13 protein-coding genes and 1 pseudogene are annotated in these 12,117 nt (G+C 70.7%); 6 read left to right on the top strand and 8 right to left on the bottom strand.

Features of this window, described 5'->3' with window-relative positions; translation table 11 throughout:
- Positions 1–10: 10 nt before the first annotated feature.
- The 4 genes from Sspor_RS29115 to Sspor_RS29100 all read right to left on the bottom strand — a co-directional run bounded on the left by Sspor_RS29115 (position 11) and on the right by Sspor_RS29100 (position 3,172).
- Complete coding sequence (locus tag Sspor_RS29115) at positions 11–1,348, bottom strand: FG-GAP repeat domain-containing protein (protein ID WP_202201753.1); 1,338 nt, start codon at positions 1,346–1,348, stop codon at positions 11–13.
- A gap of 61 nt (positions 1,349–1,409) precedes the next feature.
- Positions 1,410–2,255: a hypothetical protein gene (locus Sspor_RS29110; RefSeq protein ID WP_202201752.1), complete on the bottom strand. Its 846-nt coding sequence runs from the start codon at positions 2,253–2,255 to the stop codon at positions 1,410–1,412.
- Between the two features lie 218 nt (positions 2,256–2,473).
- Positions 2,474–2,641 carry a hypothetical protein gene (locus Sspor_RS29105; RefSeq protein ID WP_202201751.1) on the bottom strand — a complete coding sequence of 56 codons (168 nt, stop codon included), beginning with the start codon at positions 2,639–2,641 and terminating at the stop codon, positions 2,474–2,476.
- 144 nt (positions 2,642–2,785) lie between these two features.
- On the bottom strand, positions 2,786–3,172 hold the full coding sequence (locus Sspor_RS29100) for a hypothetical protein (RefSeq protein WP_202201750.1): 387 nt from the start codon (positions 3,170–3,172) through the stop codon (positions 2,786–2,788).
- A 167-nt stretch (positions 3,173–3,339) separates the two neighbouring features.
- On the opposite strand from Sspor_RS29100, the gene Sspor_RS29095 reads away from it, so the two are divergent.
- Complete coding sequence (locus Sspor_RS29095) at positions 3,340–4,338, top strand: helix-turn-helix transcriptional regulator (protein ID WP_202201749.1); 999 nt, start codon at positions 3,340–3,342, stop codon at positions 4,336–4,338.
- A 56-nt stretch (positions 4,339–4,394) separates the two neighbouring features.
- Positions 4,395–4,711, top strand: a pseudogene (locus tag Sspor_RS29090) (transposase); the annotation flags it as partial.
- Between the two features lie 50 nt (positions 4,712–4,761).
- Here Sspor_RS29090 and Sspor_RS29085 read toward each other — a convergent pair.
- Entirely contained in the window at positions 4,762–5,211 is a 450-nt protein-coding gene (locus Sspor_RS29085; RefSeq protein WP_237404073.1) for a hypothetical protein, read from the bottom strand.
- A 163-nt stretch (positions 5,212–5,374) separates the two neighbouring features.
- Between Sspor_RS29085 and Sspor_RS29080 the strand changes: the two genes are divergently transcribed.
- On the top strand, positions 5,375–5,728 hold the full coding sequence (locus tag Sspor_RS29080) for a hypothetical protein (protein WP_202201748.1): 354 nt from the start codon (positions 5,375–5,377) through the stop codon (positions 5,726–5,728).
- A 77-nt stretch (positions 5,729–5,805) separates the two neighbouring features.
- On the top strand, positions 5,806–6,489 hold the full coding sequence (locus Sspor_RS29075) for a DNA alkylation repair protein (RefSeq protein WP_202201747.1): 684 nt from the start codon (positions 5,806–5,808) through the stop codon (positions 6,487–6,489).
- Positions 6,490–6,495: 6 nt separating this feature from the next.
- Here Sspor_RS29075 and Sspor_RS29070 read toward each other — a convergent pair whose 3' ends face one another.
- From Sspor_RS29070 to Sspor_RS29060, 3 genes are read right to left on the bottom strand one after another with little or no spacing between them, the layout of a single operon-like run.
- Positions 6,496–8,142, bottom strand: a complete 1,647-nt coding sequence (locus Sspor_RS29070) for a serine/threonine-protein kinase (RefSeq protein ID WP_202201746.1) — start codon at positions 8,140–8,142, stop codon at positions 6,496–6,498.
- Positions 8,143–8,176: 34 nt separating this feature from the next.
- Positions 8,177–8,443, bottom strand: coding sequence for a DUF397 domain-containing protein (locus tag Sspor_RS29065; RefSeq protein WP_202201745.1), 267 nt, complete (start codon positions 8,441–8,443; stop codon positions 8,177–8,179).
- Entirely contained in the window at positions 8,403–9,251 is an 849-nt protein-coding gene (locus tag Sspor_RS29060; protein ID WP_202201744.1) for a helix-turn-helix domain-containing protein, read from the bottom strand. Before Sspor_RS29060 ends, Sspor_RS29065 begins: the two co-directional genes overlap by 41 nt.
- Positions 9,252–9,457: 206 nt before the next feature.
- On the opposite strand from Sspor_RS29060, the gene Sspor_RS29055 reads away from it, so the two are divergent.
- Positions 9,458–11,284: a serine/threonine-protein kinase gene (locus Sspor_RS29055; protein ID WP_202201743.1), complete on the top strand. Its 1,827-nt coding sequence runs from the start codon at positions 9,458–9,460 to the stop codon at positions 11,282–11,284.
- A gap of 95 nt (positions 11,285–11,379) precedes the next feature.
- Complete coding sequence (locus tag Sspor_RS29050) at positions 11,380–12,021, top strand: class I SAM-dependent methyltransferase (RefSeq protein ID WP_202201742.1); 642 nt, start codon at positions 11,380–11,382, stop codon at positions 12,019–12,021.
- The last annotated feature ends 96 nt before the right edge of the window (positions 12,022–12,117 follow it).

Here is a 12,117-nt window from a genome sequence, read left to right as displayed (position 1 = left end):
GGGCTGGGGTTTAGAAGCCGGACCAGAGGCCGTTGCTGCCGAGCATGTTGCTGCCGCCGCTGACCGTGCCCGCGCCGTTGCCGGCGTAGAGCTTCATGTTGTTGTTGGCGTCGATGCCCGCGATGTCCTGCTTGCCATCGGAGTTGAAGTCACCGGCCAGGAGGGAACGGAAGCCCTTCCACAGACCGTTGCTGCCCAACATGTTGGTACCGCCGCCGACGTTGCCCGCACCGTCACCCGTGTACAGCTTCAGGTTGTCGTTCGCGTCGATACCGGCGATGTCCTGCTTGCCGTCACCATTGAAGTCACCGGCCGCGATGGTCTTGAAGCCCTTCCACAGACCGTTGCTGCCCAACATGTTGGTACCGCCGCCGACGTTGCCCGCACCGTCACCCGTGTACAGCTTCAGGTTGTCGTTCGCGTCAATGCCCGCGATGTCCTGCTTGCCGTCACCATTGAAGTCACCGGCCGCGATGGTCTTGAAGCCCTTCCACAGACCGTTGCTGCCCAACATGTTGGTACCGCCGCCGACGTTGCCCGCACCGTCACCCGTGTACAGCTTCAGGTTGTCGTTCGCGTCAATGCCCGCGATGTCCTGCTTGCCGTCACCATTGAAGTCACCGGCCGCGATGGTCTTGAAGCCCTTCCACAGACCGTTGCTGCCCAACATGTTGGTACCGCCGCCGACGTTGCCCGCACCGTCACCCGTGTACAGCTTCAGGTTGTAGTTCGCATCGATACCGGCGATGTCCTGCTTCCCGTCACCGTTGAAGTCACCACCCACCGTCCGCGCCATATGCGTCACCGGAGCCGGGTCGTCGACGATGTTGTCGTAGCGCAGCGCGTCGTAGTAGCTGGTCGGCCAGCCCTCCAGGGACGAGCTGTTGATGTTCGCCGCAGTCGGGCCGTGCGTCGGGTTGTTGGTGTTGCTCTCGGCGTAGTAGGTGAAGGCGCCCGTGGCCTGGTTGGTCCAGCCCGCGAACAGGAAGGTGTGTGCGGCGGTGTAGTCCATCGCGTCACCCGCCTTGAGCTGCGAGAAGCTGATCTTGGTGGACACGTTGGGCAGGGTCTGGGTGACCAGGCTGGAGTTCAGGTGCCAGGCCATGGACACGTATCCGGAGCAGTCCTCCCGGTACGAGCCGTTGGAGTCCGAGTGGTAGGCGCCCTGGTTGTACGGCACACCCTGGTCGACCCAGCTCTGGGCGCGGGCTATCACCTCGCCGCGGGTGATAGTGCCACCCACGGAGGAGGCGGCCTGGGCCGGAGCGGCGAGCGTTACGGCGGCACCGGCGGCGGCGAGCACGGTCAGGGACGCGAGGGAAGCCAGAGTGCTCTTGGTACGAGGCATGGTGATGTTTCCTTGAATGGTTGAGGCCTGGAAGTCGAAGCGCTGGACGGAGCTACGGGGCTCAGCGAGTGAGGGCGAGGCTTCCGGCGAGCGTGGTCAGGAGGTCGGCGTCGGAGGCAGGGGTGGCGGAGTTGCCCTGTCCGGCCGAGGTCAGGTCGCTGTACTGGAGGACGGTGAGCACATTGCCGGCTGCGGCCAGATAGACGTGGTGGGTCTGCGCACCCGGAGCCGACATGCCCGGCACGGCGGTCCACTGGTACTGCCAGGCACCGGCTGCCGGGCTGGTGGCGGTACGGGAGGACGTGGCGTCGGGGGTGCGGCCCTGCTTGGTCTGCGCGTCACGCAGGGCGGTCTGGCAGCCGTCGAGCTGGGTGTTCAGCACCTGGCGGGCGCGGTCGGCATCGGTCGGGGTGGCGAAGGTGAAGGTGTCCTGGATGGCAGGGGTCTTCGCGGCGCTCGCCCAGCCCTGCTGCTGCCATCCGGTCGCGCCTTCGACAGCGGCACATTCGTTGAGGCTGCTGCTGGGGGCGACATCACGGCTCTTCGGCGAGCCGATCGGCTTCCACCCCGCCTTCGCCTGGTTGGGCAGTTCCTGGACGGTGAGCGGGGCGGGCGCCTTGCCGGTCGCCGCCGGCCTGGCCGTCTTCGGCCGGGCCGTGGCCGAGGGCGCCGGTCCTGCGGGGGACGGCGCCACGGTGGCGGCCGGAGTGCCGGCCCCCTCGGCGGGCTTCGTGGTCGCGGTCGGCGAACCTGCGGCCGGGGAGGGCACGGCCGAAGCGGCGGCCCGGGGGGCGGCCGGCTGCTCGTCGGCGGCGAACGCGCTGGTGAACTCCGCGGTGGCCAGGGTCGCCGCGGCGATCACGGGGACGGCGGCGAGCAGCAGGATGCGGCGGTGGGGCGTGAGCACGGCAGGGCCGTCCTTTCGGGACGATGCGGGCGCGGAAGGCCGAAGATCGGGGGTGCGCCGGGGCGGGTGGACGGCTGCCCTGCAGGAGCAGCTGTCAGGCCGGCGGACACGGCGCGCGGTGAAGCGGTGGGGCGGTGAAGTTCGGGGGCCGCGACGGGGCGGCGGTACGCGCTGCTCATGGGCAGCGGTACGGGCTACTCCCCCGGCGGCGGGACCGGCTACTCCCAGGCGGTGGTGTTCTTGCCGACCGGGGCGGTCTGCCACGCAGTGGTGGCGGTGACCCGGGTGGCGGCGGCGCCGTCGGCTCCGTGGGCGGCAAGGGCCGGGGTGATGACGGCGGCGAGGGCAGCGACCGCGGCGGCCTTGGCGAGGTGGGTGCGAAGCATGGGAGTGGTCCTTTGCGAGAGCTGCGATGCGTGGCTGTTCCGGTCTCGCGTCCCGCGGTGACGTTTCGTCCGGTGTTGCCTTCTGGGGTGTTCCCTTCCGGCGATCACTACTTTCGTCGCAGCTCAGGGTGGGTGGAAGGGATTTCAGCTGGACGAAAGCGGACCTGGACGAATTCGTCCAGCCGGTCCGGAAGAGGCCAGCAGGAGCTGCTCGTAGTACGACGTGACCAGAGGTGCGCCGACCCGCCCGACGGTCCAGCCCCGCAGAGCCGGCACCTCGTCGAGGGCGCGACGGCAGAGCGCCTCCGTACGCCGTTCCGCCGTGTGCAGGCTGTCCGCGATCAGATATACGCCGAGGATCGGATCCGGCAGCACGTGCGGATGCGTGGAAACGTGCTCCACTGGACCACAGCCGCCAACGCTGCCGCCCTCGGCATCGGCATCGGCGAGCGCACGGACGAGTTCGCGCGTGTGCGGCGGGAGTTGAACGCCCGCTGCAGGAGCGCGGAGGGTGGCGTGGATGAGATACATGCACGCCACTCTCCCGAACACTTCACATCGGGCGAATAGCACGAAGCTGGACGGTTGGGTCCTTGACCGGAATCGGCCACGGACGGACTCCTTGCCCCCCGCCGAACACCACGTGGGATGATCTCCATGCCTTGACTGACGAGGTGTACACAGGGGGGGGAACCGCTGTGCTGGCAGCACTTGGCCTCGACGCGACCGCAGAGGCCGTCTACCGCACCATGCTCGCGCGCCCGCGCGACGGAGTGCACGCTCTTGCCGACCACCTCGGCACATCCGAGGCGGAGATCCGGAGCAGTCTGGACCTGCTCAGTGAGCTGGCCCTGATCCGCCCGTCCTACGAACGGGAGGGAGAGCTCCACGCCGTCCCGCCCGAGGTCGGCATGGAGATCCTGATGGCCCGCCAGCAGGCGGATCTCGCGGCTCAGCAACTGCGCATCGAGGCATCGCGCGCGGCCGCCGCCCAGCTGATCGCGGAGTTCGCCGATCTGAGCCCGACCGTCTCCAGCCCCGGCGTGGAGCAACTGGTGGGCCTGGACGAAATCCGAACCCGGATCAGCGGCCTGGCGCACGGGGTCCAGACCGATCTGATGACCTTCGCGCCCGGCGGGGGCCACCGGCCGGAGACCCTGGAAGCCTCGAAGGCGAGCGACCTGGCCCTGCTGGACCGCGGGGTACGGATGCGGTCCCTGTTCCAGGACAGCGTGCGCAACAGCCAGACCACCGTGGCCTACACGACGTGGCTGGGCAAGCTCGGCGGAGAGGTGCGGACCGCTCCCGACCTGCCGACCCGGCTGATGATCTTCGACCGGACCACCGCCGTCATCCCGGTCAGCAGCGACGACAGCTCGGCGGGCGCGGTGGTCCTCACCGGCCAGGGCACCCTGACGGCGCTGTGCGCGCTCTTCGAGAACGTCTGGTCGACCGCACAGCCCCTGGGCGCATCCCCGGAAGAGCGGCAGGAGGGCGGGCTCAGCCCGCAGGAGACCACAGTGATCCGGCTGCTGGCGCAGGGACTGACCGACGAGGCGATCGCCAAGCGGCTCGCGGTCTCGCCCCGCACGGCCCGACGGCTGGCCAACGGCCTGATGGAACAGCTGAGCGCCGCGAGCCGGTTCGAGTTCGGCGTCCGCGCGGTCCAGCGCGGCTGGCTCCCCGGCACGGAATAGAGGAACCGCCCCCGGCGACCGAACCCTCGCCACCGGGATTGCCCCACCCACCCCGGGTGTGGGCCAAGCTCCACCGCCTGGTCCTCGACGAGCTCGGCGCCCGCGGTGAGCTGGACTGGTCCCGCTGCGCGATCGACTCGGTGAACATGCGGGCCCTGAAAAGGGGGTCTGACAGGTCCGAATCCTGTCGACAGGGGCACGTATCGAGTCCTCACAGCGACTGGGCCGCCGCCGCTGGACCATCGAACGCACCATGGCCTGGCTCGCCGGCTGCCGCCGCCTCCACCGCCGCTACGAACGCAAAGCCGACCACTTCCTCGCCTTCGCCAGCATCGCCTGCACCCTCATCTGCTACCGAAGACTCACCAAATGAGATGACCTCTCAGGGCCCGGCCCGCGCCCGGTCCGTCGCCGGCGCGGGAGCTACGGGGCGGCCGCCTTGGTGAGCACCAGGGACGGCGCCCCGTCCGGATCGGGCTGGAAGTCCACCGTGAGCGGGCCTCTGGAGAGAAGCCCTTCACGGCCGTTCACATAGAGCTGGATGTCGCCGGCCTTACCGAGCTCGCCGTCCTTGGCCGTCAGGTAGACGAAGGCCCGGCCCGCGTCGATCGACGTGCCGGTGTCGACGAACTCCCATCGGCCGCTGAAGTCGAGGGGAGCGGTGTCTCCACCCCCGGTGGCTTCGTCCGCCGAGATGTCAGTGGCGGAGAACGTTCCGTCGGACTTGAGCTGGATCTCGCCGCCGGTCTCCTCGTTGCGGTACACGCCGGGCAGCTCGTCGGGCTCGGCCGGGGCCGCACACCCCGACGTGAGTACCGCAGAAGCCGTCAGTGCGGCAACGAGCCACCGTCTGCCTGTCCCCCTGATGATCACGTCCCCAGGGTAAGGGCCGTTACGCGTTCCAAGATCCTTCCAGGGGCTGCCGGTGAGGGGCCGGCCGGGTGCGGAAACTGCCTGGCTGCCGTGTTCGGGGTGCCGGTATCGTCCGGTCTCCCGACCCGCCGAACCGGCGGGCGACGTACAGAGAGCGACGCACATGACCAGCCGGACGGCAACGACGACCCTGTGGCGCCCCACCGGCCCCGAGGAGCTGGATCTGGTGCGTCAGCTGAACTGGCGTGCGTGGCCGCCGCGGCTCCCCGAGCAGCCGATCTTCTACCCGGTCCTCAACGAGGACTACGCGATCAGGATCGCGCGGGACTGGAACGTGAAGCACAGCGGCGTCGGCTTCGTCACCCGCTTCGAGGTCGCGTCGCAGTTCCTGACCCGGTACCCCGTCCAGCAGGCGGGCGGCCGGACGATCCTCGAGCTCTGGGTTCCGGCCGACGAGCTGGACGACTTCAACGCCCACATCGTCGGCGAGATCCAGGTCGTCCACGAGTTCCGCTGAGGCCGGAGGGCCCGCTGAGGGCCCAGGTGCAGACCGTAGGGTGGCCGGAACTCATCCATGACGGGCAGGAGGCCGCGATGACCGAGGCGACCGGGACGACGGTGGAGCAGGTCATGGCCGAGCTGGCCGCACTGGAGGATCCGAAGACGCGCGCGGTGAACGAGCGGCACGGTGACGATCACGGAGTGAACCTCACCAAGCTGCGCGCGGTCGCCAAGCGGCTGAAGACGCAGCAGGACCTCGCACGCGAGCTCTGGCGGACCGGTGACACCGCGGCCCGGCTCCTGGCGCTGCTGATCTGCCGCCCCAGGGCCTTCGAGCGCGCCGAGCTGGACACCATGCTGCGCGAGGCCCGCACCCCCAAGGTGCAGGACTGGCTCGTGAACTACGTGGTGAAGAAGAGCCCGCACTCCGAAGAGCTGCGCCTCGCCTGGTTCGCGGACCCCGATCCGGTGATCGCGAGTGCCGGCTGGGCGCTGACCACCGAACGGGTCGCGAAGAAGCCCGACGGCCTCGACCTCCCGGGGCTGCTCGATGCCATCGAGGCGCAGATGAAGGACGCCCCGGAGCGTCTGCAGTGGGCGATGAACCACTGCCTGGCCCAGATCGGCATCGAGCACCCCGAGCACCGCGCCCGTGCGATCGGCATCGGCGAGCGCCTGGAAGTCCTCAAGGACTACCCGACTCCCCCGAACTGCACGTCCCCGTTCGCGCCCGCCTGGATCGGCGAGATGGTGCGACGGCAGCAGGAGAAGCCGTAGAGGTCCTCAGCGGGACTTCTTGACGGGCGCGGCCGCCAGCGCGGCCTTGGCGACCTCCTTGGCCTTCTGCTCGCAGCCACCGGTTTGGGCGAGGCCGACCCGGACGATCAGATTGCCGTGGCGGACGGCGAGCTCACACGTCCACTCGGTGTCGACGGTCCTCCAGTACGCCCCGTCGCCGAACCCGAGGCTGTTCACCCGCTTCCCGGCTGCCGCGTCCGTGGCGAACTCGGCCTGCTGGAGCTTCGCGTTGGCGGCATCGCCACCACCCTGCTTGACCTCCCACCGGACCATCGCGATCCACTTGTCGGAGGTGTCGTACCAGGAGCACATCGTCTTCGCCTCGAAGTCCTTCGCGATGTGGAAGTCCTCCTGGGGATCCCGCCCGGTCAGCGGGATGTTCCGGGACGCCTCCGGACAGGCCGGCGCGTCGGTGTAGACGGCGGGACCGGGACCGACGCTTTCCGTCTTCCGGTCCAGGGTGGTGTACGCCCCCACACCGGCACCCGTCACGACCAGCACTCCGGCGGCCACCAGCGCCACGGTCCGCGACCGCCTGCGCGGCGACGTGGGCGACGGCTCGGTCGGCGGGCTCATCGGCCGGGGAGGAACGGGGTGCGGGGCGGACTCAGCGACCTCCGCCGCACGCTCCACCGACTCATCGGGTTCGTGCGCGGACTCGGGCTCGGGAGCGAACTCCGGCTGCGGCTCCGGCTCCGGGAGCGGTTCCTGCGGCACCGCCACGTCCGCCGTCCCCCCGGACAGCAGCCGGTCGATGTCCGCCCGTTGTTCGGCCAGCATCCGGTACACGGCGGGCGGCCACTGCAGGCCTGTCGGAGCGACCGGCCCGAGGAGTTCGAGCAGCTGCGCCGGGGTGGGCCTGGCTGCCGGGTCCTTGGCCAGGCAGCGCTCCACGATCCCGCGCAGCCCGTCGGGCACCGCGCTCAGGTCGGGGGCGGCGTGCACCACGTCGTAGAGCGTCCGGAGGGTCGAGGCCCCGGCGAAGGGGCTGCTGCCGGTGAACGCCATGACCAGCATCGATCCGAGCGAGAACACATCGCTCGCCGGGGTCAGCGGCTTGCTCTCGGCCTGCTCGGGCGACATGAAGGAGGGCGAACCGATCACCCAGCCGGTGCGCGTCAGCCCGCTGTCGCCCTCGACCTCGTCCTCGGTCACCCGCGCGATGCCGAGGTCGATGACGCGTACGCCGTCCTCGGTGAGGAGCACGTTGTCGGGCTTGAGGTCCCGGTGAATCAGCCCCGCCCGGTGGATCTCCGCGAGCGCCGACGCGAGCCCCGCCGCCAGCCGGTGGACGACGGCTTCCTCCAGCACGCCGTCCGCCTTGACCACGTCCCCGAGCGAGGGCCCGGACACGAACACCGAGGCCAGCCACGGTGTCGGCGCGTCCGGGTCGGCGTCCATGACGGCTGCCGTATAGGCGCCGGAGACCTTGCGCGAGGCCGCAACCTCGCGCCGGAAACGGGCCCGGAAGCCCTCGTCGTCGGCGAAGTGCGCGAGCACCTGCTTGACGGCGACGAGCCGCCCGTCAGGCCCCGCGCACAGCAGTACCCGCCCCATGCCACCCTGCCCGAGCACGCCGGCCACCTTGAACGGCCCCACGTGCGTCGGACCGGCCGGTCCTACGCGCTCCATTCCCCCGACTCCCTCCCCGTCGTCAGGGAGCGGATCATACCGAGAGGGATTTCACGAAGGCCTCGAACGCCGCCGGGTGGACGGTGAAGACGGGACCCTCGGGGTTCTTGGAGTCCCGTACGGCGACGCGGCACGGCTGAGCGGCGACCTCGACGCACTCGCCACCTGTGTCCCCGCTGTACGAGGCCTTGAGCCAGCCGGTGTCACCGAGCGGCGCGCACTCGATGCAGTCGCCGCCAGTGGTCCCGCTGTACGAAGACTTACGCCACTGCGCGCCCGTCAGGTTCCGGATGGTGTCCATAACGCTCCTCCATTACGCGGGCGATCCGTACGGCCGAGTCCTCCAGGGACAGGGCGGCTGCCTGCAAATGATCGTATCGGAGCGAACCCTCCCTGAGAGCTTGCGGATTGGCCGTCATATGGCCCTGCACGAAGTCCTCGGTGTAGACGACGTCAGGGTCGTCCTCGAACCGCAGAAGGTTGAATGTCCCGTCCAGCCCCACGTGGGCGCCCGCCTCGAACGGCAGGATCTGCACCTTCACCCACTCCCTCCTCTGCTGCTCCAGCAAGTGGGCGAGCTGGTTCCGCATGACCTCGCGGCCACCGATCTCCTGATGCAGCACGGCCTCGCTCATCACCACCCACATCAGTGGCGGGTCTTCGCGGTCGAGGATCCGCTGCCGGTCCATCCGCGCGGCCACCTTCGCGTCGAGGTCGCCTTCGGTCCGCACGCCGAGCACGGCCCGCGCGTAGGCGGGCGTCTGCAGCAGCCCGTAGACCAACTGCGCCTGGAAGGTGGAGATGTACGACGCTCGCGCCTCCATCTCCGCATACGCCTGGAACCACGTCGGCAGCACGCTCCGCAGCACCAGTCCCACCAGACGCGAGAACACCCCGCCGGTATTGAGGGCCGCGTCCACCCGCTCCGAGAAATCCCGGGTCGGGACGCGCTTCGTCGTCTCGATCTGGCCGACCAGGGAGCCCGTACAGAAGATGATCTCGCCCAACTGCGCCTGCTTCAGGCCCGCCTGCTCCCTCAGGCGCCGCAGTTCGTACCCGTAGAAGTCCAGCGGCGAGGCGCTGGGATCGAGCTCGCGGATCTTGACCATGAGGTGGTCACCCCCAAGTTCACGCTGTGCGTTCGGCGTTCGTTCCGCCCTGTCGCCGAGCGTAATCAGCCGGATGCGCCCGATGGCGGGAATCACGCACTCGGTCGCGGTCGGTCAGAAGCGGTCGTCAGCCGTTCCGCGCGTATGCGGCGATAATGCTCTGCCGAATTGATCTTGGGGTGACGGGGGCCTGGCAGGTGCGGGAAGTGATCGAAGACCGGTACGCGCTGGCCGAGTTGCTCGGCCGGGGCGGCTTCGGCGAGGTGTGGCGGGCCGAGGACAGCCGAGTGGGCCGCCAGGTCGCCGTGAAGATCGGATATCCGCAGACGCCGGAGGACACCCGCCGCTTCGAGCGGGAGGCCAGCCTCGCCGGGAACCTCGCGCACCCCAACATCGCCACCATCCACGACTTCGGGCGCACGGAACGCGAGGGGCGCGACGCCGTCTACCTCGTCATGGAGCTGCTCCGGGGCCGCAGCCTGGCCGACGTACTGGAAGCCGGCGTACCGCCGCTCGCGGACGCCCTGGAGTGGGCCGGACGCATCGCGGACGCGCTGGGGGCGGCCCACGCCGCCGGGATCGTCCACCGGGACGTCAAGCCGGCCAATGTGATGGTCACCGACGGCGGGCTGACGAAGGTGCTCGACTTCGGCATCGCCAAGGCCGGGAGCGCCGCCGGAGCCGTCACCACGACAGGGCTGACGGCCACCGGCATGATCATCGGCTCCTTCCCGTACATGGCCCCCGAGCGGTGGACCGGCGGGGCGAACGGCGTGCCCGTCGACGGGCGGGCCGACCTGTACGCCCTGGGCTGCGTGCTGACGGAACTGCTGACCGGCACCCGCCCCTTCGCCGCGCGCGAGATGCACGAGCTGCTCGCCCAGCACCTCACGACCGCGCCGCCCGCGCCGAGTTCGCTGCGGGCGGGGCTGCCGGCCGCGCTGGACTCCCTCGTACTGGAGCTGCTCGCGAAGGACCCGGCGGACCGCCCCGCGGACGCGGCCGAGGTGTCCCGGCGGCTGGCGGAGATCGCCCGGAGCGAGGCCCCCGCGCCCGTACCTGCGCCCGTACCGGCACCCGTACCGGCGGGGTCCTTCCCGCCCCCACCCTCCTACGCGCCCACCGTGCACACCGCGGCCGCCGATCCGGTCCGCGCGATGCTGGAGCGCCGGCTGACACAGCTGCTGGAGGACGAACCGGCCGACGTCGTGCAACGGCTGCGCATGCTGACCGACGACCTGACCGAGGAGCTCGGCGCGCAGGACGCCCTGACGGTGCGGGCCGCCTACCACCGCGCGATGCGGGTCGCCGGGCCGTCCAGGACGATCGATCTGGAGCGCCTGCTGCCGCGCATGGTGCGGGTCCTGGGCCTGGAGCACCCGGACACGGTCACCGGGCGCGCCGCCTGGGTCGGCGAGGCGGCGGCCTTCGGGCCCGGGGACGGCCGCCGGCACGAGCAGGAGCTGCGCGAGATCGTCGAGCAGGCGACACGGGCGTTCGGCACGCACGACCTGGTCACGCTGACCGCCCGCTACCACCTCGCGTCGGCCATGCACCGGGGCGCCCACGCCCGCGACGGCCAGTGGGACGCGCGCAGCCGGGAGCGCGCGCTGAGCGAGCGCGCCTGGCTGGGGCCACTGCTGCCCGACCTGGAATGGGCCCTGACCGCCGACAGTCCGGTCCTGCTGGACGTGCGGCGCAGGCTGGCCCACGACGCCTGGCTGGTCGGTGACACCGCCGGCGCCGCGCTCCTGTACTGGCGGCTCTTCCCGAACCTCGCCGAGCTCGCCGAGCGCGGCGATCCGGAGGTGGCCCACCGAGTGCTCCGCACCATCGGCGAGGCGGGCGATCCGGCGGCCGCCCTGGCGCACCTGAACCCGCTGCTGCGCCGGATCCCCTTCATCCCCGGCAAGCAGGACCTGGCCCAGGAGGTCTCCGACACCCGGGCGGACTTCCGGCGTGCCGTACGGGAGCAGCGGCGGGCCGAGGGGACGGGCGGGGCGGGCGGCCTGTCCCGGCTGTTCGGCCGCTGACCGCGCGGCGGCGTACGAGCGCACCCCCGGCCGTAGCGTCCTACCAGCGGGTAAGGCACCATGGGCCGCCACACACGATCACCGCCGGAGGAACCATGGCCACCCCCAAGCCGGAGACCCTCGCCGCCTTCGAGGCCGCCAAGGGGTTCATGCCCGTACGCGAGGGCCTCGCCCTGTACGAGGCGGCCGCCGCGGCCGGGGCGCTCGGGCTGCCGCTGCTGGAGGTCGGTACGTACTGCGGCCGCTCCACCATCCTGCTCGCCGACGCCGCCCGCGAGGCCGGCGTGGCGGCGATCACCGTCGACCACCACCGGGGCAGCGAGGAGCAGCAGCCGGGCTGGGAGTACCACGACCCGACGGTCGTGGACCCGGAGGTCGGGCTGATGGACACCCTGCCGACCTTCCGCCGGACCCTCCACAAGGCGGGGCTGGAGGAGCACGTGATCGCGATCGTCGGCCGGTCCCCGCAGGTCGCGGCTGCCTGGGGCGGCAAGCTCGGCTTCGTCTTCATCGACGGCGGCCACACGGACGAGCACGCGAGCGGCGACTACGAGGGGTGGGCCCCGCACGTCGCGGAGGGCGGCACGCTCGTCATCCACGACGTCTTCCCGGACCCGGCCGACGGCGGCCAGGCCCCGTACCGGATCTACCTGCGGGCGCTGGCCTCGGGAGCCTTCGAGGAGATCTCCGTCACCGACTCGCTGCGTGTGCTGCGGCGCACGGGCGCCGGCATCTGAGAACCGGGGGCACGCTCACCAGGCCGGTCATCCGAGCTGATGAACGCCGGGCAGACAATCACACCACGCCTTCGGATGGCCTACGGTCCGGCCGAG

Origin of the sequence: Streptomyces spororaveus (assembly GCF_016755875.1) — a bacterium.
Taxonomy (GTDB): Bacteria; Actinomycetota; Actinomycetes; order Streptomycetales; family Streptomycetaceae; genus Streptomyces; species Streptomyces spororaveus.
Note: the sequence above shows the minus strand (reverse complement) of the source record. Positions and strands in the feature narration are given on the sequence as shown.